Source organism: Ruegeria sp. ABF4_144 (assembly GCF_056160045.1).
Map to the genome: position 1 here is coordinate 973,772 of NZ_JBSWWK010000001.1, position 24,007 is coordinate 997,778.

General features: G+C 58.9%; 22 protein-coding genes and 1 pseudogene. 13 read left to right on the top strand and 10 right to left on the bottom strand.

Features of this window, described 5'->3' with window-relative positions:
* Positions 1-157: 157 nt before the first annotated feature.
* Positions 158-2,116: a threonine--tRNA ligase gene (gene thrS, locus ACXAGD_RS05055; protein WP_475208868.1), complete on the bottom strand. Its 1,959-nt coding sequence runs from the start codon at positions 2,114-2,116 to the stop codon at positions 158-160.
* Positions 2,117-2,310: 194 nt separating this feature from the next.
* Here thrS and ACXAGD_RS05060 point away from each other — a divergent pair, with 194 nt between their 5' ends.
* From ACXAGD_RS05060 to ACXAGD_RS05075, 4 genes are all read left to right on the top strand, one after another.
* Positions 2,311-3,060 carry an alpha/beta fold hydrolase gene (locus ACXAGD_RS05060; RefSeq protein WP_475208869.1) on the top strand — a complete coding sequence of 250 codons (750 nt, stop codon included), beginning with the start codon at positions 2,311-2,313 and terminating at the stop codon, positions 3,058-3,060.
* Entirely contained in the window at positions 3,060-4,052 is a 993-nt protein-coding gene (locus ACXAGD_RS05065) for an alpha/beta hydrolase (RefSeq protein ID WP_475208870.1), read from the top strand. Before ACXAGD_RS05060 ends, ACXAGD_RS05065 begins: the two co-directional genes overlap by 1 nt.
* 20 nt (positions 4,053-4,072) lie before the next feature.
* Positions 4,073-4,687, top strand: coding sequence for a hypothetical protein (locus ACXAGD_RS05070; protein WP_475212497.1), 615 nt, complete (start codon positions 4,073-4,075; stop codon positions 4,685-4,687).
* Positions 4,688-4,772: 85 nt separating this feature from the next.
* On the top strand, positions 4,773-5,489 hold the full coding sequence (locus ACXAGD_RS05075) for an alpha/beta fold hydrolase (RefSeq protein WP_475208871.1): 717 nt from the start codon (positions 4,773-4,775) through the stop codon (positions 5,487-5,489).
* On the opposite strand, the gene ACXAGD_RS05080 is transcribed toward ACXAGD_RS05075, so the two are convergent.
* Both ACXAGD_RS05080 and phaZ read right to left on the bottom strand, forming a co-directional pair.
* Positions 5,480-6,064 carry a DUF6151 family protein gene (locus ACXAGD_RS05080; RefSeq protein ID WP_475208873.1) on the bottom strand — a complete coding sequence of 195 codons (585 nt, stop codon included), beginning with the start codon at positions 6,062-6,064 and terminating at the stop codon, positions 5,480-5,482. The genes ACXAGD_RS05075 and ACXAGD_RS05080 overlap by 10 nt on opposite strands.
* Positions 6,065-6,069: 5 nt before the next feature.
* On the bottom strand, positions 6,070-7,341 hold the full coding sequence (gene phaZ, locus ACXAGD_RS05085) for a polyhydroxyalkanoate depolymerase (RefSeq protein WP_475208874.1): 1,272 nt from the start codon (positions 7,339-7,341) through the stop codon (positions 6,070-6,072).
* A 115-nt stretch (positions 7,342-7,456) separates the two neighbouring features.
* On the opposite strand from phaZ, the gene ACXAGD_RS05090 reads away from it, so the two are divergent.
* The 4 genes from ACXAGD_RS05090 (at position 7,457) to ACXAGD_RS05105 (ending at position 11,298) form a co-directional block, all read left to right on the top strand.
* Positions 7,457-9,259, top strand: a complete 1,803-nt coding sequence (locus ACXAGD_RS05090; RefSeq protein WP_475208875.1) for a PHA/PHB synthase family protein — start codon at positions 7,457-7,459, stop codon at positions 9,257-9,259.
* 131 nt (positions 9,260-9,390) lie between these two features.
* Positions 9,391-9,837: a phasin family protein gene (locus ACXAGD_RS05095; protein ID WP_475208876.1), complete on the top strand. Its 447-nt coding sequence runs from the start codon at positions 9,391-9,393 to the stop codon at positions 9,835-9,837.
* Between the two features lie 133 nt (positions 9,838-9,970).
* Complete coding sequence (gene phaR, locus ACXAGD_RS05100; protein WP_475208877.1) at positions 9,971-10,525, top strand: polyhydroxyalkanoate synthesis repressor PhaR; 555 nt, start codon at positions 9,971-9,973, stop codon at positions 10,523-10,525.
* Between the two features lie 11 nt (positions 10,526-10,536).
* Positions 10,537-11,298, top strand: coding sequence for a trypsin-like serine peptidase (locus ACXAGD_RS05105; protein ID WP_475208878.1), 762 nt, complete (start codon positions 10,537-10,539; stop codon positions 11,296-11,298).
* A gap of 3 nt (positions 11,299-11,301) precedes the next feature.
* Here ACXAGD_RS05105 and ACXAGD_RS05110 read toward each other — a convergent pair whose 3' ends face one another.
* From ACXAGD_RS05110 to ACXAGD_RS05140, 7 genes are all read right to left on the bottom strand, one after another.
* Entirely contained in the window at positions 11,302-12,516 is a 1,215-nt protein-coding gene (locus ACXAGD_RS05110) for a DegT/DnrJ/EryC1/StrS family aminotransferase (protein WP_475208879.1), read from the bottom strand.
* Between the two features lie 113 nt (positions 12,517-12,629).
* Positions 12,630-13,934, bottom strand: a complete 1,305-nt coding sequence (locus ACXAGD_RS05115) for an NAD(P)/FAD-dependent oxidoreductase (protein ID WP_475208880.1) — start codon at positions 13,932-13,934, stop codon at positions 12,630-12,632.
* An 8-nt stretch (positions 13,935-13,942) separates the two neighbouring features.
* Positions 13,943-15,301 carry a glutamine synthetase family protein gene (locus tag ACXAGD_RS05120; protein ID WP_475208881.1) on the bottom strand — a complete coding sequence of 453 codons (1,359 nt, stop codon included), beginning with the start codon at positions 15,299-15,301 and terminating at the stop codon, positions 13,943-13,945.
* On the bottom strand, positions 15,301-15,981 hold the full coding sequence (locus ACXAGD_RS05125) for a type 1 glutamine amidotransferase (RefSeq protein ID WP_475208882.1): 681 nt from the start codon (positions 15,979-15,981) through the stop codon (positions 15,301-15,303). The genes ACXAGD_RS05120 and ACXAGD_RS05125 overlap by 1 nt, the downstream gene beginning before the upstream one ends.
* Before the next feature lie 58 nt (positions 15,982-16,039).
* The gene (locus ACXAGD_RS05130) at positions 16,040-17,359 is read right to left on the bottom strand and encodes a glutamine synthetase family protein (protein ID WP_475212499.1); all 1,320 of its coding nucleotides are present in this window, start codon (positions 17,357-17,359) and stop codon (positions 16,040-16,042) included.
* 138 nt (positions 17,360-17,497) lie between these two features.
* On the bottom strand, positions 17,498-19,684 hold the full coding sequence (locus tag ACXAGD_RS05135; protein WP_475208883.1) for a xanthine dehydrogenase family protein molybdopterin-binding subunit: 2,187 nt from the start codon (positions 19,682-19,684) through the stop codon (positions 17,498-17,500).
* Positions 19,685-19,687: 3 nt separating this feature from the next.
* Positions 19,688-20,152, bottom strand: coding sequence for a (2Fe-2S)-binding protein (locus ACXAGD_RS05140; protein ID WP_475208885.1), 465 nt, complete (start codon positions 20,150-20,152; stop codon positions 19,688-19,690).
* Between the two features lie 142 nt (positions 20,153-20,294).
* Here ACXAGD_RS05140 and ACXAGD_RS05145 point away from each other — a divergent pair, with 142 nt between their 5' ends.
* The 5 genes and pseudogenes from ACXAGD_RS05145 to ACXAGD_RS05165 all read left to right on the top strand — a co-directional run bounded on the left by ACXAGD_RS05145 (position 20,295) and on the right by ACXAGD_RS05165 (position 23,961).
* Positions 20,295-20,909 carry a TetR/AcrR family transcriptional regulator gene (locus ACXAGD_RS05145; RefSeq protein WP_475208887.1) on the top strand — a complete coding sequence of 205 codons (615 nt, stop codon included), beginning with the start codon at positions 20,295-20,297 and terminating at the stop codon, positions 20,907-20,909.
* A 65-nt stretch (positions 20,910-20,974) separates the two neighbouring features.
* Complete coding sequence (locus ACXAGD_RS05150; protein WP_475208888.1) at positions 20,975-21,871, top strand: helix-turn-helix domain-containing protein; 897 nt, start codon at positions 20,975-20,977, stop codon at positions 21,869-21,871.
* Positions 21,872-21,969: 98 nt separating this feature from the next.
* Positions 21,970-22,941 (top strand): annotated as a pseudogene (locus ACXAGD_RS05155) (alpha/beta hydrolase); the annotation flags it as partial.
* Positions 22,942-23,012: 71 nt separating this feature from the next.
* Positions 23,013-23,522 (top strand): nuclear transport factor 2 family protein, encoded by a 510-nt coding sequence (locus tag ACXAGD_RS05160; RefSeq protein ID WP_475208889.1) that lies wholly within the window; start codon positions 23,013-23,015, stop codon positions 23,520-23,522.
* 1 nt (position 23,523) lies between these two features.
* Complete coding sequence (locus ACXAGD_RS05165; RefSeq protein WP_475208890.1) at positions 23,524-23,961, top strand: nuclear transport factor 2 family protein; 438 nt, start codon at positions 23,524-23,526, stop codon at positions 23,959-23,961.
* The last annotated feature ends 46 nt before the right edge of the window (positions 23,962-24,007 follow it).

Consider the following 24,007-nt stretch of genomic DNA (forward strand, 5'->3'; position numbering starts at 1 on the left):
GGCTGCAGTTGAATTCACGAGCCCGTGTCTCACAACCCCGTCAGGACATGCTATGCCCTCTTGAAGGTTAACAAATTGTTTTTGAAAAGAAAAAGGGAAATTGTTTCAATCCGGCCCCTAATTCGGGGCCGGATATAGGGCGAATTACCGCCTAATGTTACAGCAGGTCCGGCGGGGTTGCCGCTTTCGACAGCTCATTTGTTACAGCCTCAAGCGACTGAACCTGCGTCTGTTTTTCACCCAGGCGCCGGACGCTGACGGTGCGTTCCTCGACCTCGCGGTGGCCGACGGCCAGAATAACCGGCACTTTACCGACCGAATGTTCGCGGACCTTGTAGTTGATCTTCTCGTTGCGGATATCCGCCTCGGCGCGGACACCTGCAGCCTTGAGGGTTTCAACGACTTCCAGCACATAGTCATCCGCCTCGGACGTGATCGAGGCGACAACGACCTGACGTGGGGCTAGCCAGAAGGGCAGCTTACCGGCGTGTTCCTCTATCAAGATACCGATGAAGCGTTCAAACGACCCCAGCGTTGCCCTGTGCAGCATGAACGGGCGGTGCTTGGCACCATCTGCGCCGATAAAGCTTGCGTCCAGACGTTCAGGCAGGTTGGGGTCAACCTGCAGCGTGCCGCATTGCCAGGTCCGGCCGATCGCATCGGTCAGGGTGAACTCCAGCTTGGGTCCATAGAACGCGCCTTCGCCTTCAAGGATCTCATAGTCGTACCCGGCGGCCTTACAGGCATCGCCAAGGGCTTTTTCGACCAGATCCCAGCTTTCATCTGAGCCGATACGCTTTTCCGGACGGGTGGACAGCTTGATCGTCCAGTCATGGAAGCCCAGATCGGCGTAGACCTTGGACAGGAAGGCGATGAACTTGGCGGTCTCGGATTCGATCTGATCCTCGGCACAGAAGATGTGGCCATCATCTTGCGTAAAGCCACGCACTCGCATGATCCCGTGCAGCGCGCCCGAGGGTTCATAGCGTGCGCAGGAGCCAAACTCGGCCATCCGCAGAGGCAGGTCGCGATAGGACTTCAAACCCTGATTGAACACCTGCACGTGGCACGGACAGTTCATTGGCTTCAGCGCGTTGATCGCCTTTTCGCGGGCATGCTCTTCGTCGACTTCGACGATGAACATGTTTTCCTGGTATTTGTCCCAGTGGCCCGAGGCCTCCCACAATTTGCGATCAACGACCTGCGGGGTGTTCACCTCGACATAGCCGTCACGCTCCTGCATCCGGCGCATATAGTCCTGCAGGGTGGTGTAGATTTTCCAGCCGTTCGGGTGCCAGAAGATTTGGCCCGGAGCCTCTTCCTGCATGTGGAACAAGTTCATCTCACGGCCCAGCTTGCGGTGGTCGCGCTTGGCAGCCTCTTCCAGCATATGCAGGTGCGCTTTCAGCTTTTCTTTGCCGGTGAACGCCACGCCGTAGATGCGTTGCAGCATGGCGCGGTCGCTGTCGCCGCGCCAATAGGCACCCGCGATGGACATCAGTTTGAACGCGTCGCCGGGCAGTTGGCCGGTGTGCTGCAGGTGCGGGCCACGGCACAGGTCTTGCCAATGGCCATGCCAGTACATGCGCAGGGGTTCGTCGCCGGGGATCGCTTCGATCAGCTCGACCTTGTAGGGCTCATTGTTGGCCTTGTAGAACTCGATCGCGCGCTGACGGTCCCACACCTCGGTGGTGACGGGATCACGCTTGTTGATGATCTCTTTCATCTTTTTCTCGATGAGGCCGAGATCTTCGGGCGTGAACGGCTCTTCGCGGTCAAAGTCATAGTACCAGCCGTTCTCGATGACGGGGCCGATGGTAACTTTGGTCGCGGGCCAGATTTCCTGCACAGCACGGGCCATGACATGGGCCAGATCGTGGCGGATCAGCTCATTGGCCTGTTCTTCATCCTTCATGGTGTGGATGGCGATATTGGCATCTGCATCGATGGGCCACTGCAGGTCCCAGTGCTGGCCGTTCACTGTGGCCGAAATGGCCTTTTTGGCTAGCGAGGTTGAGATATCGGCAGCCACCTGCGCGGGCGTAACCCCTGCGTCATAGGAACGTGCATTGCCATCGGGAAAAGTGAGAGAGACGGATTTTGAATCCAGGGCCATATCGGCTCTCCTCGTCGGTTTGGCGCCCACTGAACGCCCGGTTGCGGGTTATGTGTGTGCGGCTCATCTGGCAGGTGCAACTTTGCCTGTCAAGAGTGGAAGGTCATGGCGCTTACGCTGCGGGACGGCTGAATTCGGCAATTGCGACCACCGGGCTAGCGTGCATGATATCCCTCAAACAGAAAGAGGGTTTCATGGCAGCGACGGAATTTCTGGAAACACGGCAAGGACGGCGGTTGGCCTATCACAAAAGCGAAGGCACTGGTCCGACCATCGTTTTCCTTGGCGGCCTCAAGTCGGATATGGAGGGCACCAAGGCGGTGCATCTTGAGGCTTGGGCAAAGGCACGCGAGCAGGCTTTTCTGCGGTTCGATTACTCCGGTCATGGCGAAAGCTCGGGCACGTTCGAAGAAGGGTGCATCGGCGACTGGCATCAGGACACGGTGGCCGCCGTATCAGAGCTAACCGCCGGGCCGCTGATCGTTGTTGGTTCGTCCATGGGCGGGTGGCAGGCGCTGTTGCTGGCCAAGGCGATGCCCGAGCGGATTGCGGGGATGGTCACCATCGCGGCCGCGCCGGACTTTACCGAAGACGGCTATTGGGCGTCGTTCAGTGATGAACAAAAAGCGGCTTTGGATACCGTCGGCCATGTCGAATTGCCCTCGGATTACATGGAGCCTTACATCATCACCAAACGGATGATCGAAGATGGTCGGCAACAGCTGGTGTTGCGCGATGCGCTGGAGTTGCCATTTCCCGTGCGGTTCCTGCAGGGTACAGCAGATACGGCGGTGACGACTGAAACGGCCGTGTGTTTGCTGGGCCATGCCAGTGGGGATGACATGCGCTTGTTACTGGTCAAGGATGCTGACCATCGTTTCTCGGACGGTCCGTGCTTGGGATTGATCGAAAATGCGGTGCTCGAAGTGATCGAGGCATCCTGATGCAGCGCTTTGGATGGATACTTGGTCGTCTTCTGTTGGTGCTGATTGTTCTTGGCGGGCTGATCTATTGGTTTGGGCCGCGTGAGGAGGTCGACCTGCACCCGCGCTTTGAGCCGCGCAAATTCGGTGAGGGGGTTCAGGTATATTTCGAAAGCACGGAATCCGCCTTCGATGACATCGTCCCCGGCGTTGAGAAACGGGTTGTCTGGCAGGATGGGTTCAAGGAGCAGCGCACGCCGATCTCGGTTCTCTACGTGCACGGGTTTTCGGCTTCGTCCGAAGAAATTCGCCCGGTGCCGGATCGTGTAGCTGACGCGCTTGGGGCCAATCTGGTCTATACGCGGTTACTGGGTCACGGGCGGGATGGCGCCGCAATGGCCGAGGCAACGGCCTCGGGCTGGATGCAGGATATGGCTGAAGGATTGGCCGCAGCGCGGGCTGTGGGGGACAAGGTTGTGGTCATGTCCACCTCGACCGGTGGCACGCTTGCTGCAGCCGCCGCGTTGGACTCAGACCTAAGTCAGGACGTGGCGGCGATGATCTTCGTCTCGCCCAACTTCGGAGTGAACACACCCGGCGCGTGGCTTCCTGCTCTACCTTGGGCGCGGGATTGGCTGCCTTTGGTGATGGGAGAGGAGCGCGACGTTTCTGGCCCGGATCCCGAAAAGAACAAGTATTGGACATCAGTCTACCCATGGGAGGCCGTCGTGCCTATGACCGTGCTCGTTGAAACGGTCTATGCGCTGGATTTCTCGGGCGCGCAGGTGCCGGCGCTGTTCTGGTTCTCGGATGACGATCAGGTGGTTCGGCCAGACAAGACCCATAAGGTGGCCGAGGCATGGGGTGGCCCGTCCACGGTCAATCTGGTGACGATGGGGCCGGGGGATGATCCCTCGTCACATGTGGTCGCAGGGCGGTTGATGTCTCCGGGGCAGACAGATGCGACTGTGTCGGGCATTCTGGGCTGGCTCAAAGGGATTGGAGTCGAGTAGCGATGCGCAAGCCGGGCAGCATGTGGAGCCTTGAAACACTTGGCCGCGTACGCCTGTCCCGGCATTTCTTCATGCGGGATTTTCTGTACTCCGAGATTGGGAATTTTCATGAAAAACAGAACCTTCCCGACAATCCTGATCTGGCCGTCGAAACCGGCCGAGCGTTTTGCCAAACCCTGTTGGACCCGCTTGAGGAAACCTTTGGGCGCGTCGCGGTTCGGTCAGGTTATCGTTCACCTTCACTGAACCGGTTCGGGAATGAAAACCGCCTGAACTGCGCCCGGAACGACCACCCGCTGGAATGTCATATCTGGGACCGGGGCGAGGGCGATGCCCGTATCGCGGGCGCCTCGATCGTTCTACCGTGGTTTGCCGATCAGTATGAAACCGGACGGGATTGGCGCGATTTGGCGTGGTGGATGCACGACCATTTGGACTATTCCGAAATCTGGTTCTTTCCCAAACTCTGCGCCTTCAACCTTGTCTGGAGGCCCAAGCCGCTCCGCCGGATTGACAGTTACATCGTGCCGCGCGGCTGTTTGTTGCGTCCGGGGGCCGAGCCGCACGAGGACATGTTGTTGCGGCGCCAGAGATACGCGGACTTCCCTTCGTTCCGGGGCATCAATTATCCCTGAAGTTTAACTTGCCCGAAACCGCAAAACCCCGCATCCTGTTTACAAAGAGTACAGGCCGAAAAGGTCGAATTTTACGAGGCCCCGCGTGATCGAGCCGCTGGTTTTACTGCCCGAAATGATGTGCGACGCACGGATTTTTGAACCCCAGATCAATTGCCTGTCGCGCCAGCGCGCGGTGATGGTTGCGCCGGTATCGCTGGGGGAGCGGATCGAAGAAATCACCTCAGCCCTGCTGGACCAGTTGCCGCATCGCTTTGCGCTGGGCGGGCTTGGCATGGGCGGTGTGGTGGCGCTGGAGCTTATCCGCCGGGCGCCGAACCGGGTGTCGCGCCTGTGCCTTATGGCTTCGGATGCGCAGGCCGATACGCCGCAACTGGCCGCCGCGCGCGAGGAGCTATTGGTTGGGGCAAAAGCGGGGCGGCTTGAGGACGTGATGCGGCGGATCATTGGGTCTGACACGTTGGCCCCCGGGGCAAAGCGCATTCCCATCCTCAACACCCTGATTGAAATGGCGTTGGATCTGGGACCAGCGGTGTTCGAACGTCAAATTCGCGCTCTGCAGCGACGCCCGGACCAACAGGGTGAGTTGCGGCGCATCAATGTGCCGACGCTAGTTTTGTGCGGCGCATATGACACGCTGACGCCGCAACGAAAACACGCGTTCATGGCGGACCTAATCCCCGGCGCCGTGTTGAAAGTTGTTGAGGGTGCCGGGCATCTGCCGACACTGGAAACGCCCCACGAAGTCAATGACGCTCTGACCGAATGGCTGCGTGCACCCGCACGGGCAGCTTATGTGTAATACTTCGCGCGCTCAGACTTGCTGAGGATCTTCGGGGGCACCACAGGGTCGCCGCTGTCGATATTGAAGAACGGTGTGTTCCTCCAATTGCCTGACGTCCAGGATTTCATCAGACGCGACAACAGCCCTACCGCAGCAAAACGTATTTTGTCGTGCGACTGCTTCCCATCCGGCTTCGGAACAAAGCCACGGGTGGTGACCGGACCAAGAGGGCCGGGATCAGCGATGCGTTTGACGATGAATCCGGCGAAGGGAAACTTTGCCGTACGCGACGTCGTCGCGATCGGCGCATTGCAGCAATCCGCGTACCACCTCAGCATTCCCTTTGGGCTCAGCTGCATCAACGCAAGATGTTCTGCGCCGCTGTCGATTCTGATGTCTTCCGGGCTCATCTGTAGAATGTCGACGGGGCCGGGGGCCGGGTCGGGTTGTCCGAAATACAGCTGAGCTGCGCGGCAATCATGGCAATAGCAGGAGACATGGGTGCCGGTTTGCACTCCGCTAGGCGTGATGTGCCCGCTCAGGGTGCCGCAAGTGCAGGAGAATGGCATTTCTTCGACCGCTCTCCTGCGCATCGAAATCAGGCCACCTTGTTGCTGTTGGCGGCGCGGCGCGATGATTTGCGCGAATTGGCGTTCATGAAGTCGATCACCAGCGGTCGGATATTGTCGCGCCAGCTGCGCCCCGCAAAGATGCCATAGTGACCGGCGCCGGGTTCAACGTGACTGGCTTTTTTGGTATCCGGAAGGCCGGTGCACAGGTTCAGTGCCGCGATGCACTGGCCCGGAGCCGAGATGTCATCATTGGCGCCTTCGACCGTTTTGACGGCAACATCCGTGATTTTGCCGATATCGACCTTGTGGCCCGCGACCACGAATTCGTTCTTCGCGATCTCGCCGTTTTTGAAGACACGCTCGACCGTGGACAGGTAAAACTCGGCGGTCATATCCATGACGGCGAGGTATTCATCGTAGAACCTGTTGTGCGCATCGTGATCCGATGCCTCATCGCGCATCACGCGCTGGATCTGGTCCGAAAACGCCTTGGAGTGGCGATCGGCGTTCATCGACATGAACGAAGCCAGCTGCAAGAGGCCAGGATAAACCATACGGCCTACGCCTTTGTATTTGAAGCCGACGCGCTGGATCATGGTTTCTTCCAACTGGCCCATTGTGACACGACGGCCAAAGTCGGTCACGTCGGTCGGGGTGGCGTCCGGATCAACCGGGCCGCCGATCAGAGTCAGCGTGCTGGGTTGCGCCTTGGGCTCGACCTCGGCCAGATAGGCGGTCGCGGCCAGCGTCAGAGGTGCGGGTTGGCAGACGGCGACAACATGCGTGTCCGGGCCAAGCTCTTTCATAAAATCGACAAGATAGAGGGTATAGTCCTCAACATCGAACTTGCCTTCGGAAACGGGAATGTCGCGCGCATTATGCCAATCTGTGATGTAAACTTCGCAATTGACCAGCAGGCTTTTTACAGTCGATCGCAGCAGCGTGGCATAGTGCCCCGACATCGGCGCAACCAGCAGAACCTTGCGAGGCTGTTCTTCGCGGCCGTTCACACGGAAATGAACCAGATCACCAAAGGGGCGTTCGACGACGGTGGTGACATCGACCAAATGGTCTTTGCCGTCCTCGCAGGTAAAGGTGCGGATGCCCCAGTCAGGTTTGACGATCATGCGTTGGAAAGTGCGCTCGGTCACTTCGCCCCAGGCGGCCATCATGCTGAATGCGGGGTTGGGAACCATCGAGAACATGGGGTAAGATGCAATGGCGCTGGCAGTTGCGCCCATCCATTGGTTGGTGTTGCGCACCGTTTCCATCAAGTCGTAAGTCATCATGTAGCGCATGAAAAAGGGGCCTCCTGCGTGTCAGCCTGTTTTTATTCGGACTATTCGCCGCTTTGCCCCCCGAGACACACGACGTTATTCTGCATAGCAGCGAGGTTAGGGGGGAATTGTTAAAATGACAACAAGTGAAGACCAGATGCCAGAATTGACAGAAGAAAACATTGAACGCCTTAAAGAAAATATGGACAAGGTCGAGGAACTCTCGAAGCGGCTAATTGATGTTATGGCTGTTAAAAAGCCGCACACACCCGCTTTGGACGGCCCGAATCAAGAGCTTTTCGCACGAGCAGCAACGGCTTATTGGGCCGATGCTTGGCAAAATCCCGCCAAGCTGTTGGAGCAGCAAATAGAATACTGGGGAAAGTCGGTTCTGAACTTCGCCGAAGCGCAGCAGGCGCTGACAAAGGGCGAGGTTGATGACGAGGAATTCAAGCCCACTGACAAGCGGTTTTCCAACCCCCTTTGGGAAACCAACCCGTATTTTCGCCTGATCCGACAGCAATACCAAACCAATTCAGAAGCCATCGCCCAGGCGGTCGCCTCGGTCGAGGATCTGGACGCTAAAGACAAACGGCGCCTGCGGTATTTCTCGCAGCAGATTGTCGACATGATGGCGCCCACGAACTTCCTGGCGACAAACCCGGACGCGCTGCAAAAGGCTGTCGAAACCGAAGGCCAGTCGCTGATCCAGGGGCTTGAAAACCTCGTCTCGGACCTTGAAGCCAACGATGGCGAGTTGGTGGTGAAACTGGCGGACGAAAGCGCGTTCGAAGTCGGTGGCAATTTGGCGACGACGCCAGGGGATGTGGTCTATCGCAACCGTATGATGGAGCTGATCCAGTACAAGCCCGTAACCGAAACAGTTCATGAAACGCCGATCATCCTGTTTCCGCCCTGGATCAACAAATTCTACATTCTGGACCTGAAGGCGCAGAACAGTCTGATCAAATGGGTGACCGAACAGGGCTATACCCTGTTTGTTGTTAGCTGGGTCAATCCTGATGAAAGCTACGCCGATACCGGCATGGAAGACTATATTCAGGACGGCTTCCTGACCGCGATCGAAGAGGTCAAGAAGATCTGCAAGGTCAAACAGGTCAATGCCATCGGATATTGTATCGCGGGCACTACGCTGAGCCTGACTTTGGCGTTGATGAAACAGCGCGGCGATAAATCGGTCAAGTCTGCCACCCTGTTTACAGCTCTGACCGACTTTTCCGAACAGGGTGAGTTCACACCGTTCCTGCAGAACGACTTTATCGACGGGATCGAGGAAGAAGTGAACAAAGAGGGTGTGCTGCGATCATGGATCATGGCGCGAACCATGTCCTTTCTGCGCTCGCGCGATTTGGTCTACGGCCCGGCAATCCGCAGCTACATGCTGGGGGAGGTGCCTCCGGCCTTTGATCTGCTGTTCTGGAACGGCGACGGGGCTAACCTTCCTGCTAGAATGACGGTCGAGTATCTGCGCGGCTTGTGCCAGCGCAACGAATTCGCCACCGACGGGTTCGAGCTGTTCGGTCACAAGCTTAAACTCAGCGACGTGGATGTACCACTGATGGCGATCACCTGCGAAACGGATCACATCGCGGCGTGGAAAGACTGTTATCGCGGCGTCCAGAAAATGGGGTCCCGGAACAAGACCTTTGTGGTGTCAGAGTCCGGCCATATCGCGGGCATCATCAATCCGCCCAGCAAGAAGAAATATGGGCACTACACCAACCCGGATCTGAAGGCGGATGCTGATACTTGGCTGAAAGAGGCTGAGTTCCACGAAGGGTCTTGGTGGCCCCTCTGGGAGGCATGGCTGAAGAAGCGTTCAGGCAAGCAGGTGCCCGCCCGCGATACCGGTGATTCGAAACATCCTCGTTTGGCCCCCGCACCGGGTACCTATGTCGTGGCCCATCCAAACGGCTGATTTCATTTTGAAACTTGAAAAATTCTGCGCCGCAGCAAGAAAAAACTTGAAATGCTGCGGCGCAGCATTCATATTGTCCTCAAGCTGATGAAAGCCGGGGTGGGCCCGGTTCGGCAATAAGGATTAGGACAATGGCAAAGACTCAAGACTTTACCGCGACCCTGAAAGAAATGATGGGTGCGTTCCCTGTTGACACCACCGCTCTGGAAGGTGCCTTCAAATCGACCGCCTCGCTGAACGAAAAGCTGTCGGGCGTTGCTCTGGAAGCCGCTGAAAAGTCGGCTGAAATCTCGAACAAATGGACCAAGGACACCCTGTCCAAACTGACCGAGATGTCGAAAGCAAAGGCAGAGCCGGCCGACTACGCAAAAGCCGCCACCGATTTCGCAAGCGCTTCGGCCGAAGTTGCTGCTGAAAACATGGCTGCCTTCGCTGAAATCGCGAAAAAACTGCAGACCGAAACCGTCGAGCTGCTGATGGCTGCAGGCAAAGAAGCTGCTGAAGACGCAACTGCTGCCGTCCAGAAAGCAACCAACGACGTGACAGCTGCTGCCAAGAAAGCTGCAACTGCAAAATAAGTAAGGCCGCGACACGCACCCAATCCTCCCAACGGGTGCAATCGCACAGGGCAGGTCTTTGACCTGCCCTTTCTTTTTGTTCTGCGCTCGCATAATCTCTGCTGCAACGCATCATCCTTGGGGAGGGCAAACGGTGTCGGAACAAGAAAAACCACTGTTGATCAAACGGTATGCAAGCCGTCGGCTGTATAACACCGAGACCAGCGACTATGTCACGCTGGAAGATATCGCGGCCTTCATCCGCGACGGGCGTGAGGTGCAGATCATCGATCTGAAAACCGGGGACGATTTGACACGGCAATACCTGCTGCAGATCATTGCCGAACATGAAAGCCGGGGTGAAAACGTACTGCCGGTAAATGTGCTTAACGATCTGGTTCGCAGCTACATGATCCCAGGCGGTGGGATGATGCCGCAATTCCTGCAAAGCTCGTTCGAGATGCTGCGCGAAAGCCAAAGCAAGATGATGGAAAACATGAACGCGATGAACCCGATGTCTCAGATGCCGGGGTTTGAGGCGATGCAGGCGCAGCAACAGGCCTTTCTGAAGGCGATGACCGGTGGTCTGTCGGGCAATTGGTCCGGGCCGGACAAGGATGACGAAGGCAAACCGGAATCCAAGGAAGACCTGGACGACATCAAGAAGCAGCTTGCCGAGCTGCAGCAGAAACTCTCCAAGCTGAACTGACCGCGCCTGGGATGCGCTGGCTGGTCCTGAGTATTACACTACTTTGGATGCAGCCCGCGCTGTCGCAGGGCGTTTATTCGGAAAATTGGTCTCCGGTCTGCAGGCTGGGCAGCCAATCCGGGGCCGGGTGTGATGCTGTTCGCAGCCGCGAGATTCTGGATGCTAGCCAGCCGCCGTGGCGCGCGATCGGGCGGATCAACTTTGCAAGCAGGGATCAGAGGTCTCATTGCACCGGTGTACTGGTGTCGGATCGGCTGGTTCTGACCGCAGCCCACTGCCTTTACAACACGCCTCGACAGCGGTGGATTCCGCCTTCCAGCATTCGGTTTGCTGCCGGGTATCAGCGTGGATCAGCCGCTGCGGTGTCTGAGGTGGCAGGGTATCGTCTGCATTCCGAACAGGGCACAGACGGCGCGTTCGACGATCGCGCTGGTCTGGATTGGGCGATTTTGGAACTCAGTGAACCGATAGGTCAGGACTTCGGGTATCTGTCGATTGCGACAGCTGTTGATCCGTCGGGTTTTGTCGCGGGATATCCCGGCGTTCGGCCGCATGTTCTCAGTCAAACCGAGGCCTGCCCAACGCGTCGGTATCAGGGCGGGGTTTTGTTGGCAGTTTGCCCTGTAATGATGGGGGATTCCGGTGCGCCGCTTTTGGTGGATACGCCCGAGGGCCCGCAGGTCGCTGCAATCCTTTCGCGCGTGGCTGCAACCCCTGAGGGGGTCACAGCGCTGTTTCTATCGACTGAACTGTTCGACCTAGAACCGCAATAGCCGTCAGGTGCCGTAGACTGGAACCGGACCAGTCACTTCGCCGACCGAGGCCAGTAGGATATCGGCGATGATATCCAGCTCTTCGCGTGTCAGGCGAACAGGCAGGCGCACGTCACAAGCCTTCATCAGCATGTCACGCGTCTGCGGCAGATCGAACTTTTCAGGCAGGAATTGCCAGTTCCAGAAGGCGCGCGCGTTGTCCTCGCTCAGACCAAAGATCTGAACCTTCACGCCGCGCGCTTCAGAGGCGGCGGCAAAGGCACGAATTTCGGCCTCATCCATCCCGACCAGATTGAACTGGATCGAATCCGGTGCACGGCGCTCGGGCGTCAGCGGGGCAGGGACGTTGATGTAATCCGAGCTGTTCAGGCGCTCAGCCACATAGTCGTGGTTTGCCAACCCGTCACGCACGCGGCGTGCCAGTTCCGGGATCTGCGGGCGGATCACGGCGGCGCTGAGGTTGCTCATACGCAGGTTGTAAAGCGGCAGCTGGTTCTGCCAGCGGGCAAAGGCCTGCTCCAACTCGGGCGAGTTGTCGCCGTGCGGGCCTTTGTGTTTCTTCCAGTTATGCTCATAGGCGCCCGACATGATCACGGCGCGGGCAACCAGATCAGCGTCGTCGGTGATCAGAATGCCACCTTCGCCAGCGTTGATCATCTTATAAGACTGGAACGAGAAACAGCCGACCTTGCCGATCGTACCGATGTTCTGACCATGCCAGGTGGTGCCTAGCGAATGGGCCGCGTCCTCGATCACCGGGATATCGCGTTTGTTGCATAGGGCCATGATCGCGTCCATGTCAGACGTATGCCCGCGCATGTGGCTGATGATCACCGCCTGAACGCTGTCCAGCTTGGCAGCGAAGTCTGCCATGTCGATGCGATAGTTCTCGGCCACTTCGCACAGCACCGGAATGCAATCAGCGTGCACGATCGACGACGGCACGGCGGCAAAGGTAAAGCCAGGGATCAGCACCCGCGCGTCGCGCGGCAGGCCCAACGCTTTGAGTGACAGGAACAAAGCGGCCGAACAGGACGAAACCGCGAGCGCGTATTTCGTACCCAGTAACTCGGCGAACTCGCTTTCTAGCAGAGCGACCGGGGCATCTTGCGGAGCGGTATAGCGGAACAGGTCACCCGACTGCATCAGGGCGTCGATGGCGTCACGGGCGGCTGCGGGGATGGGTTCGGCGTCATGAACGTTTGGAGGAAGCGTCATATTTGGTTTTCCCGAATTCTATCTTTGGGAAAGATAAAGCTAATTGGTGGGCAATAAAACCCCTCAATCGCCTTGTGGGCGAAAATTCACCATTCTGTTGCAATTCCTTAAGATCAGACCCCGAGGCGATCCCGCAGCGCAAACCAGGTCATCGCCAGTACCAGCAGGGGGCTGCGCAGGGCGGCGCCGCCGGGGAAGGGCTGGGCGGGAACGCGGGCCATGGTATCGAATCCTTCGGCCTGACCTTGAATGGCCAGCGCCATCAACTGTCCGGCATGGGTTGCGGTGCCGACGCCATGGCCGGAATAACCCGAAGCGGTCAGGATATTGTGTGTAACCCGCGCCAGATAAGGCATCCGCCGCATGGTGATCGCCAGAGTGCCGCCCCAAGCATAGTCGATCTTCACGTCGCGCAGATGCGGGAAAATCTCAGTCATCGGTTTGCGGACCTTTGCGGCGATATCAGAGGGAAAGCGGTAGCCATAGCTTTCGCCTCCTCCGAACAACAGCCGATTGTCGGCGCTGAGGCGGAAATAGTTCACTACAAACTTGGTGTCGGCGACCGCAACATCGCGGGTCAGGACGCGGGCGGCGTCTGTACCCAGAGGTTCGGTCGCTGCGATGAAGTTGTTGATCGGCATAACGCGCGAGGCCACTTTGCCGTTCAGATCACCCAGATAGCCGTTGCAGGCCAGAATAACGTGGTCAGCTGTCACCTTGCCTTGCTCAGAGTGGACGATGGCCGGGGTTGCCTCGTTAACACCCGTGACTTCAGTGCCTTCGTAAATTCGCACTCCAGCCTTCGCGGCCGCTTGCGCCAGACCCAGCGCGAAATTCAGCGGGTGCAGATGCGCAGCCCCCATGTCCAAATACCCGCCACGATAGGCGGGCGAGGGGCACAGGGCGTGACCCGCGCCTTCGTCCAGCAGTTCCATCTGGTCATATCCGTAGCGGCCAGACAGATGCGCCGCGTGGTCATGCAGTTCAGCCCGTTCCGAATTGCTCAGGCTCAGAACCGCAACGCCGGGTTTCAGATCGCAATCGATCTGATGTTTGGTGATCAGCGACTTGACCAGATCCTTGGCGTCCTCGGCCAAATCCCAAAGCTTCGCCGCGTCGTCATCGCCGACCAGCCTCTCAAGGTCTTCCTGATCCATCCGCTGCGCACTGCCCAGCTGACCGCCATTCCGGCCCGATGCCCCGAAACCAACCCGATGCGCCTCGAGCAGCACCACGTCAAACCCGGCCTCGGCCAGATGCAGCGCAGCGGACAGGCCGGTATAGCCACCACCCACCACGCACACGTCCGCCTTCACTTCCCCTGTCAGAGTAGGAAACCGATCCATCGAATTGGCAGTCGCCGCGTACCAGCTGGCCGGATATTCGGCCTTGCGGTCATTGGCATATAGCAAGTTCATCGCGCGCCTCAGACGTTCATCAGCAGATGCTCACGCTCCCACGGAGAGATGACCTGCAGGAATTCCTCATACTCGGCGCGTTTAACGATGCCATAGACGCGGGCGAATTCGGGGCCGAGCACCTCGTGCAGGGCAGTGGCCTCATCAAACAGGTCCAGCGCGTTGCCCATGACCTGCGGGATATCACCGTCGCCCTCGTACGCGTCGCCATAGAACTGACGGCGCGGGCGTTCCTGCTGGGTCAGGCCCAGATATCCACATGCCAGCGACAGCGCGATGCCCAGATAGGGGTTGCAGTCCATCCCGGCGATGCGGTTTTCCACGCGCCGTGCCTCGGGGCTGGACAGAGGTACGCGAATGCCTGTGGTGCGGTTGTCACGCGCCCATTCCAGATTGATTGGCGCCGCGTGGTCTTTCACGTAGCGGCGATATGAATTCACATAAGGCGCCATCACCGCCAGACCGGCGGGCAGGTGGTTCTGCAGTCCGGCAATGAAGTGATAGAACGCGTCCGTCTCACCACCTTGGGGCCCGGAGAAGATGTTCTGCCCGGTTTCCACATCGATGATCGAGTGGTGGATGTGCATGGCTGAACCTGGCTCATCCTCAATCGGTTTCGCCATGAAGGTTGCAAAGCAGTTGTGGCGCAGGGCGGCCTCGCGGATCAGGCGTTTGAAGTAGAACACTTCGTCGGCCAGCTTAACCGGGTTGCCGTGGCGCAGGTTGATCTCCAGCTGACCGGCGCCGCCTTCCTGGGTGATGCCGTCGATCTCGAACCCCTGATGCTCGGCGAAGTCATAGATGTCGTCGATCACCGGGCCGAACTCGTCCACGGCGGTCATCGAATAGGCCTGGCGCGCCGCTGCCGGACGGCCCGACCGGCCCATCATCGGTTTGATCCCCTGCGCCGGGTCGACGTTTGGGGCGACCAGAAAGAATTCCATCTCGGGCGCGACAACCGGCTTCCAACCCTTATCGTGATACAGCTGCACCACGCGCTTCAACACGTTGCGCGGGCTGAACGGGATCGGGTTGTCGTCGCGGTCATAGGCGTCGTGGATCACCTGCAGCGTCCAGTCACCTGTCCACGGCGCGGCCGACGCGGTCGTGAAATCGGGTTTGAGGATCATGTCCCGTTCGATGAACCCGTCTTCGCCCGCGGCCTCGCCCCAATCACCTGTGATGGTTTGGTAAAAGATGCTGTCAGGCAGATGGAAGTAAGCCTGTTTGGCAAATTTGGACGCAGGCACCGCCTTGCCCCGCGCGATACCGGGCAGGTCCGAGATAATGCACTCGACCTCGTCCAGTCGCTGGCCTTCGATATAGGTCCGGGCTGCCTGTGGCAGCTGATCTTTCCAGTCGGCCATCACGCCCTCTCTTTCTTCAGAAACTCTGCCATCTGTTGCCCAATCACCGGGTTGTCATCCTTAGTGGGCAGGCGATGGGTTGCGGCCTGCATCAGGTCATCGGGCACCACGCCCTTTCCGCGTGTTTCCATCAGGCCATAAATAAAGCCGTCACCATATTCCGGGTGCGCCTGAACGGTCCAGATCGTGTCGCCATAGGCCACCATGGCATTGCGGCAGAACGCGTTAGAACCGGTCACCTTGGCCCCCTCGGGCAAATCAACAACCTGATCCTGGTGCCATGCATTAAGGGTCACCGTCTGTCCGTCATAGTCGTAGTCTGTTCGCCCGATGGCCCAGCCGCCAGAGAACTTCTCGACTTTGCCGCCAAGTGCCTGCGCGATGATTTGGTGGCCAAAGCAGACCCCGATCAGGGGTTTGCCAGTTTTTTGGATATCGCGAATGAGGTCTTCAAGCGGAGGAATCCATGCGTGATCCTCATACGCACCGTGGCGCGAACCGGTGATGATCCAACCGTCGGCCTGATCCGCGCTGTCGGGGAACTGATTGTCGACGACAGCAAAGCTTTCAAACTCAAAGCCGTTTCCGTCCAGTAGAGCGCGAAACATCGTGTCATAGGCACCGAATTGGTCGCGTAATTCGTCGGGCGGATGGCCGGTCACTAGGATGCCGATTTTCATGGGTCACCAAATTTGATCAAATTTATTCTAGCCCACCGCATCCGGTCGGGCAAGGGGGTCATACTGCCTCGAGGTAGCTGAGCCAGTGTTCATCCGGGGGGCGCTCAGCAAAGCGCCGGATCTCCTGCCGCTTGGTCATGGCGAAGAAGCGGATCAAGTCGTCCGGAAAGATGCGCGCGACCAGCGGGTCGGTCTCAAAGGCGGTAATCGCCGAGGCCCAATCTCCCGCCAGTTGTGGCAAGCCGTCGATTTCATAAGCGTTGCCCGAGATTGGCGAGGGGGGTTCGGTTTCGTCCTCAATCCCGTTCATCGCAGCCCCCAGTACGGCGGCCAGCATCAGATAGGGATTAATATCACCGCCCGCGACACGATGCTCGATCCGGCGCGCGGCGGGGGCGCCGCCAGGAATGCGCAGGGCGGCGGTGCGGTTCTCATAGGCCCAGCTTGCGCCGGTCGGGGCGTGCGCGCCGGGCACGAGGCGCGTGTAGGAATTGCCGTGTGGGGCAAAGATCAGAGTGCATCCGGGCATCGCCGCCAAGCATCCGGCAACGGCGTGGCGCAGCAGGTCGGTGCCCTCTGGCCCGCCATCGTCGAATACGTTTCGCCCCTGATCATCCAAGACCGAGAAATGCACATGCATTCCGTTGCCTGCATCATCGGCATAAGGCTTGGACATGAACGTGGCCGTAAACCCATGTTTGCGGGCAAGGCCGCGCGTCAAGGTCTTGAAAAGCCAAGTATCATCAGCGCAGCGCATCGCTTCCTGATGGTTCAGGTTGATCTCGAACTGGCCGATACCGCTTTCCGAGATGGCGGTTTGCGCGGGAATGCCCATCGCGGCACAGCCGTCATAAAGTTCGGTGAAGAAGGCATCGAACGCGTCCATTTCCGCCATGGATAGGACGGATTCATCCGCCAGCCTGCGACCGGTCACCGGATTGATTGGAGGCTGCGGTTGAGTGCCAGACGCATCAAGCAGAGTGAACTCCAGCTCGGTCGCCGCGATGACGGACCAGCCGCGTTGCGCGAACCGCTCCAACACCGCGGCCAGAGCGTGCCGCGGGTCTCCGGCAAAGGGGACGCCAGCATCGTCATACAGGCACATGGGAACCAGCGCAGTATCTGCCGCAAGCCATGGCATCGGCACCGGGCCGCGATCCGTAGGCAGCAGCATTCCATCCGCATCGCCAGATTCGAAGACCAAAGGGCTGCCGTCGATATCCGCGCCCCACAGATCGACGTTCAGCGCAGAGAACGGCATCCGCACCGTCCCTTTGTCCAGTTTGTCGGCGTAAGAAGGCGGGACACGCTTGCCACGCATCTGACCATTCAGGTCACAGGCGGCGACGCGAAAACTGTGCAGGGCGCTCAGGTCCATCGGGGTCTCCATCACTCAAGATGTCCGAGATGTAATCGAGACCGCGCGCCTTGTCACTAAATTTGATCAAATTAATAGCCTGCGTGATAAAGGCAGAGTGCTCCGCGCCAGAGGGGGATGGCGCGGAGCAAGTAGGCATCAGACGAAGTTGACGCCGTTTTCAGCCATCGGCAACGACGTTACCTTGACGCCCGAAAGCGCCCGGATCGCGTTGGCAAGGGCAGGGGCCGAGGGTGGCGTGCCGGGTTCGCCGACACCGGTCGGAGCTTCGGCGGATGGCACGATATGGACGTCAATCGCCGCGATATCGCCAATGCGCAGTGGCTCGTAATCCGGGAAGTTGTATTGGTCCACGACCCCACCGGTCAGGGTGATCTGGTCACGCATGACGTGGCCGATGCCATAGCCGATACCGCCCTCCATCTGTGCCCGCACCACGTCAGGGTTCACGGCAATACCGCAATCCACGGCACAGGTGACCTTTTCGATCTTGACGCCGTTTTCCGGATCGCCCGAAACCTCTACAACCTGCGCGGCATAGGACCCAAAGGACTTGTGTACCGCGATGCCCTGTGCCCGGCCTGCGGGTGCGTTGCCCCATCCCGCTTTTTCAGCGACCAGTTTCAGCACGCCTGCTTTGCGTTGCTGATCCGCGTCGCTGGTGTCGACCAGATGCGCCAGGCGGAACTCGACCGGGTCGCGGCCTGCAGCCTCGGCGACGAGATCCATCATGGCCTCCATCGTATAGCCGGTGTGGGTATGGCCTACCGAGCGCCACCACAGAACCGTTGTAGCTTTGGGCGTGTCGGTCAGGCCCACAGCCATTCCGGGGATCTTGTAGGGGCTGTCGGCAACCCCTTCGACCGAGCTGTGATCGATGCCATCATGCACTAGGACCGCTTCGAACGGTGTGCCTTTGATGACCGATTGCCCGGCAACCTGATGGTGCCATCCGACGATGTTGCCCTCGGCGTCCAGCCCAACCCGGACCTTATGGCCGAAGGCGGGGCGATAGTACCCGCTGCGGATGTCATCCTCGCGCGTCCAGACCAGTTTTACCGGGCGGGAACGGTCGGTGACGACAAAGGCCAGCGCGGCCTCGACCTGATAATCCGCATCGGGGGTCGCGCGACGACCGAACGAGCCACCGGCCAGCATGGTCTTGATGTGGATTTTCTCGGGCGGCAACTGGAAGATCTGCTGATAGGCCATATGCGGCCCGGTCGGCATCTGAGCGCCGTCATGCAGCACGATGTCGCCTTCGGCGGTCTGCTCGATGGTGCAGTTCAGCGGCTCCATCGGGGCATGGGCCAGCAGCGGGAAGTAGAAGGTCTTTTCGACAACCTTGTCCGCCCCATCGATGGCCGCCGACACCGCTGCCAAATCCGCCTGGTTGACGTTATACGTGGGTTCGGCATCCAGCGCGGTCATGATCTCGGCCTTGATCTGGTCCGAGTCTCGGGTTTCCGCAGCGGATATATCCCATTCCACCTCAAGCGCGTCGCGCGCCTGGATCGCGGCCCAAGTGTTTTCGGCATAGACCGCCACACCCGACTGATTGGGCAGAACGGCAGCGTTAATATAGCCTTTGACCTCTTTCGAGGCGCTATCATCGAAACCCTTGGCAATTCCACCTTTCGAGTCCGGGCGCTTGATCATGGCAACCATCTGGTTCGGCAGGTGAACGTCCATTGCGTACATCGCCTGACCGTTGCCTTTGATCGCCGAGTCCTTGCGGCGTACCGCTTCGTTGCCGATCAGGCGGAATTCGGACGGGTCTTTCAGGCGCGGCTCGGCCGGAGCTTCCAGCTGAGACGCCGCGGCCACGAAGTCTGCAATCGGGGCCGACTTGTCGCCTGCTTTGACGATGCCTTCCTCGATGGTGATGCCAGACGCATCGACGCCCCAACTTTGGGCGGCGGCATTGATCAGCATTTCGCGCGCGGCGGCGCCAGCTTGACGGTATTGCATCCACGAATTCGCCATCGCGGTCGAACCGCCTGTACCCTGGAAGGGGCCAAACAGCAGGTTGTTATAGACCTGAGGATCAGAGGGCGCGAATTCGTATTCGATCTGGTCCATGGTCAGGCCGATCTCTTCGGCGATCAACGTCGGCAGGCCGGTTGCAGGGCCCTGACCTTTTTCGAAATGCTTGACGATGGCGGTCACGGTGCCGTTGGCATCAATTTTCACGAACGGGTTGAACTGAGTGGTCTCGGTCGACCCGGCAGCCAACACGCCATCGGGGCGCGCGCCAACCAGCAGCACGGCACCGGCAGCGGCGGCGCCTTTCAGAAATCCACGGCGGGAAGTGTTGATGGTCATGGATCAGGCCTCCAGAATCTCAGACGCGCGCTGGATACCCGCGCGAATGCGTTGATAGGTGGCACAACGGCAGGCGTTGCCGGACATGTAATCGTCGATTTCCTCGACACTCGGCTTCGGGTTCTCGGACAACAGGCCAACCGCCGACATTACCTGGCCGGATTGACAATAGCCGCACTGGACCACGTCCAGTTCAACCCAGGCCTGTTGAATGGCCGCGCCGATCTTGTCGTCACCGACAGCCTCGATCGTGGTGATCTCGGCATCTTCGACGTCTTCGATATAAGTCTGGCACGAGCGTACGGGCTCACCATTCAGGTGCACCGTGCAGGCGCCGCAGGATGCAACACCGCAGCCGAATTTGGTTCCGGTCAGCTTAAGCTCATCCCGGATCACCCACAGCAGGGGGGTGCCGGGTTCGGCGTCGACCGTGTGGGTCTCGCCGTTTAGTTTCAAGGTCAAGGCCATGATGGGGGTCTCTCCATGTTGGGCTGGTTACCTGAATCGGTAAACTGGCGGGTTTACCATAGGTGGCGTTTTCGCACTTGTAAACCCGTGGGTTTACCTAGTGTTTGACCTTGCTCCGTCAATAGGTCTATAGCTTTGAAACATGAGCGATTGCTGCGCACCGAATGCGCCCAAACAGACCCAGATCATCGAAGCCGCCGTGGCTGAATTCCAGGAAAAGGGATTCGCAGCCGCCAGTATGGACCGCATTTCCACTCGTGCCGAAGTCTCAAAGCGTACACTTTACAAGTATTTCGAAAGCAAGGAAAACCTGTATCGTTCGATTGTGGTCGAGCTGTCCAACCGTTTCGCTACTGTTCGTGATATCAGGTACAAGCCGGGGCGCAATATCCGTGAACAGTTGACCGAGCTTGCCTGGGCCGAAGGGCGGATTCTGATGATGCCCGAGGTCATCGCAATGGCGCGGATGGTGATCAGTGAGACTTTGCGCAACCCTGAGATGGCGGCGGCCGCACAGGGCAAGCTGGACAAGACACCGATCTTTGTCGCCATGCTGAAAGATGCGGCAGATGATGGGCAGTTGCATGTCGAAGACCCCGAGCGGGCCGGGCAGGAGTTCATCGGCCTGATCAAGGCCAAGGCGTTCTGGCCGATGATGTTCACCGGGGGGGTGCTGAGCAAGCAGGACATGGCAGAGACCATCGAAAGCAGCGTTGATCTGATCCTCAGCCGCTATGGCGTAAAGGTGTCAGGCTAGGTGCCGGGGCGTAGACCGTGCAGGCTGCGCATACGGTCCGCTACTAGTTCAAAGGGCGCGTAACCTTGCCGCGGTTATATGACCAGATTTACCCATCCGCCCCGCTGCTGAACAGCGAAGAGGCCACGCATATGTCGGCGGCCGCGTTGATGTCAGTCCGGTATTTTCAAGCCGATCCCGGGACTATGCCCGAGGACATCTTTGACGAACACCACATCCTTTTGAACCTGCAGCCCGATCCCCATCGCGTGCAAAACATGCGAAACGGAGAGCTGCGGGACTTCAGCTTTAACTTGCATGACATCATAGTCACTCCAGCGGGCACACGGTCGGGCTGGCGTTGGTTTGCGAAATCGAACGTCATCGTCATCACAATCGACCCGCAAAAGGTCGAGAAATTTGCGCAATCCGAGCTTGGGATGTTGTTGGAGCCGAAACAGTTCGAAGACCTCCCGCTGTTTTCCGACCCCGATCTTTGCGCCGCCGGCGTCATCCTGCGCGATGCGCTTGAGAGTGATGACATGTCCTCGGCCGTGATGTTCGAGGCGATGAGCCGCGTTTTTCTCGTCAAGTTGCTGCAGAAGTACGGCCGCCGTCGACCCGAGGACGTGGCGCTGAGCGCACGGTTCACCTCGGTTCATTACAACAAGGTTCTGGCCCATATTCGCGCGCATCTGGATCAGACAATCACGGTCGATGATCTGGCGGCTGTCGCCGCGATGAGCAAATCCCATTTCAACCGGGTATTCAAAGAAACGCTGGGCACTACACCCATGCAATACGTCATGGCTTATCGGATTGAACAGGCGACCCGGATGCTGTCTGAGTGGGATCAAAGCTTTGCCGAGGTCTCGGCCACATGTGGTTTCGCCGATCAGGCGCATTTCTCGCGTAGCTTCAAAAAAATCACGGGGCAGACACCCAAAGAGTTCCGTGCGCAGCACGTTTCCGACAAGAAATAGCGCGATCCTTCAAAACTCGGGCTGCCTCGTTCAATCAATCTGCGGGCGCTGGGCGTAGTTTTCTGGTCATCCGGTGAGGTTCTCACCACACGAGATCAGGAGATACGGCAATGAAGAAAACAGCCCTTGGAACCGCCGCGCTACTTATGGCCTCGACCGCCGCAATGGCACAGGTTGAAACCCGCACCGTTACCTTCGAGAACGAAGGTGCGACTTTGTCGGGCACGCTCTACCTGCCCGAAGGATATGAGGGCCAGAAACTGCCCGTCGTCGTCGTCACCGGCGCCTGGACATCTGTGCAGGAACAGATGCCCCGCGTCTATGCCGAGGAAATGGTCGGCCGCGGTTTTGCGGCCTTCACCTTCGATTTCCGCGGCTGGGGCAAGTCCGGTGACCTGCCGCAGCATGTTCGATTTGTCGAAAGCCCCGAGGCGAAAACCTCGGACATTCGCGCGGCGTTCGAATTTGTCGCCACTCTCCCCGAGGTTGATGCGGCGCAGATCAACGGTCTGGGGATCTGCGCCTCGGCCGGATACATGGTCGACGCGGTGTCTGGGAATGAACTGGTACAGCGGATCGGTCTTGTCGCACCTTGGCTGCAGAACGCCGAGATCGTCGAAGCGGTTTACGGCGGTGCCGAAGGCGTTTCGGGCCTGATTGAGGTCAGCCGCGCTGCCGAGGCCGCAGGTGGCCAGATCATCCCGGCCGCTGGTCCCGAAGGGGCCGAAGGCGTGCTGATGCCGATCGGTGGTTATTATTATGAGCCCGAACGCGGTGCGATCCCGGAATATGACAACCAGTGGAACAATGCGGGCTGGGAAGGCTGGCTGACATATTACCCGGTGGAAAATCCCGGTCGTCTAACGCAGCCCTTGGCTGTTGTGCATTCGGAATCGGCCGCCATCCCGCAGGGAGTACGCAGCTTCCTGGATGGCTTCGCGGGTGACGCGACGCTGCAGATGCTGGAAGACGTCACGCAGTTCGATTTCTATGACAACCCCGAGGACGTGACCCGCGCCGCCGATACGGTCGCGGCGCATTTCGCAGCTGGTTCGGCGCAAGGCAACTAACCCGAGTGCAGGCCGTAGCGCTGCCTTAGTGCTGCGGCCTTAACCTCCCCAGGACTTGTAGGAGACGAGCAATGAAACTCTTGCCGATTTTGGCAGCCGCCACGGCTGCTGCAGCTTCACCGACCTTTGCGGACGATGCCGCCCAGATCAATACAGCAATTACCAGCATAGCAGCCGGCGCGGATCGGCATGACTGGGACCGTGTGCGCGGCGCTTTCGCCGATGAGGTCACGCTGGACTATACCAGCCTGTGGGGCGGTGAACCCGCCACCTCGGCTGCGGATGATATCATCGCGCAGTGGTCCGGTTTTCTGCCGGGGTTCGACGTGACGCACCATATGGTCACCAACGAAACCATTGTCTCGATCGAGGGTGACCTGGCGACCGCACAGGCTGACTTCACCGCGACGCATAGGATTGACAAGGATTTCTGGGTTCTGGGCGGGCGATACGACTACACGTTGGTTCGCGATACCGAGGGTTGGAAGGTTTCAGGGCTGACTATGACCGCATTGTGGGAAACCGGCTCTCGCGATCTGGTTGCTCTGGCCGCTCAGCGGGCTGGTGACGTAGAACAATGACATGACCACGATTGCCGAACGTAATAAGTCCACCGCGCGCGCCCTTTTTAAGGCATTGGAAGCCGAAGACGCGGCTGCGGTGGCCGCGCTGTTTGCCGAGGCAGGTGTGCACGTCAATCCTTACCACTGCGGCGTCTTTCCAACCGGCGCTGAAGGTCGTGATGCGATCAAAGCGTATTGGGCGCCGACCTTCCCAAACTTTGACGGCATGACCTTCTCTATACACGAGGTTTGCGCGATGGAAGACGGGCAGGGGGTCTTCGTTCGCTACTCAGGCCGCATCAAGCTGAAGAATGACGCGGGGTGGTATAACAACGACTACTACTCGACTTTCAAGTTCAATGAGATTGGTGAGATCACGGAGTACGTGGAAGTCTTCAACCCAGTTGCTGCCGCGCGCGGCTTTGGCCTGATGGACAAGTTGGCCGCACAAGGGTGATTGGTCAAAAGGATGTTTAGGTCACGAGGTATTCCTTCAGCCCGAC

Bases quoted from the DNA above. Each gene is read 5' to 3' on its own strand.
- thrS (WP_475208868.1), bottom strand. From the start codon at position 2,116: ATGGCCCTGGATTCAAAATCCGTCTCTCTCACTTTTCCCGATGGCAAT.
- ACXAGD_RS05060 (WP_475208869.1), top strand. From the start codon at position 2,311: ATGGCAGCGACGGAATTTCTGGAAACACGGCAAGGACGGCGGTTGGCC.
- ACXAGD_RS05065 (WP_475208870.1), top strand. From the start codon at position 3,060: ATGCAGCGCTTTGGATGGATACTTGGTCGTCTTCTGTTGGTGCTGATT.
- ACXAGD_RS05070 (WP_475212497.1), top strand. From the start codon at position 4,073: ATGTGGAGCCTTGAAACACTTGGCCGCGTACGCCTGTCCCGGCATTTC.
- ACXAGD_RS05080 (WP_475208873.1), bottom strand. From the start codon at position 6,064: ATGCGCAGGAGAGCGGTCGAAGAAATGCCATTCTCCTGCACTTGCGGC.
- phaZ (WP_475208874.1), bottom strand. From the start codon at position 7,341: ATGCGCTACATGATGACTTACGACTTGATGGAAACGGTGCGCAACACC.
- ACXAGD_RS05090 (WP_475208875.1), top strand. From the start codon at position 7,457: ATGACAACAAGTGAAGACCAGATGCCAGAATTGACAGAAGAAAACATT.
- ACXAGD_RS05095 (WP_475208876.1), top strand. From the start codon at position 9,391: ATGGCAAAGACTCAAGACTTTACCGCGACCCTGAAAGAAATGATGGGT.
- ACXAGD_RS05105 (WP_475208878.1), top strand. From the start codon at position 10,537: ATGCGCTGGCTGGTCCTGAGTATTACACTACTTTGGATGCAGCCCGCG.
- ACXAGD_RS05110 (WP_475208879.1), bottom strand. From the start codon at position 12,516: ATGACGCTTCCTCCAAACGTTCATGACGCCGAACCCATCCCCGCAGCC.
- ACXAGD_RS05115 (WP_475208880.1), bottom strand. From the start codon at position 13,934: ATGAACTTGCTATATGCCAATGACCGCAAGGCCGAATATCCGGCCAGC.
- ACXAGD_RS05120 (WP_475208881.1), bottom strand. From the start codon at position 15,301: ATGGCCGACTGGAAAGATCAGCTGCCACAGGCAGCCCGGACCTATATC.
- ACXAGD_RS05125 (WP_475208882.1), bottom strand. From the start codon at position 15,981: ATGAAAATCGGCATCCTAGTGACCGGCCATCCGCCCGACGAATTACGC.
- ACXAGD_RS05130 (WP_475212499.1), bottom strand. From the start codon at position 17,359: ATGGACCTGAGCGCCCTGCACAGTTTTCGCGTCGCCGCCTGTGACCTG.
- ACXAGD_RS05135 (WP_475208883.1), bottom strand. From the start codon at position 19,684: ATGACCATCAACACTTCCCGCCGTGGATTTCTGAAAGGCGCCGCCGCT.
- ACXAGD_RS05140 (WP_475208885.1), bottom strand. From the start codon at position 20,152: ATGGCCTTGACCTTGAAACTAAACGGCGAGACCCACACGGTCGACGCC.
- ACXAGD_RS05145 (WP_475208887.1), top strand. From the start codon at position 20,295: ATGAGCGATTGCTGCGCACCGAATGCGCCCAAACAGACCCAGATCATC.
- ACXAGD_RS05160 (WP_475208889.1), top strand. From the start codon at position 23,013: ATGAAACTCTTGCCGATTTTGGCAGCCGCCACGGCTGCTGCAGCTTCA.
- ACXAGD_RS05165 (WP_475208890.1), top strand. From the start codon at position 23,524: ATGACCACGATTGCCGAACGTAATAAGTCCACCGCGCGCGCCCTTTTT.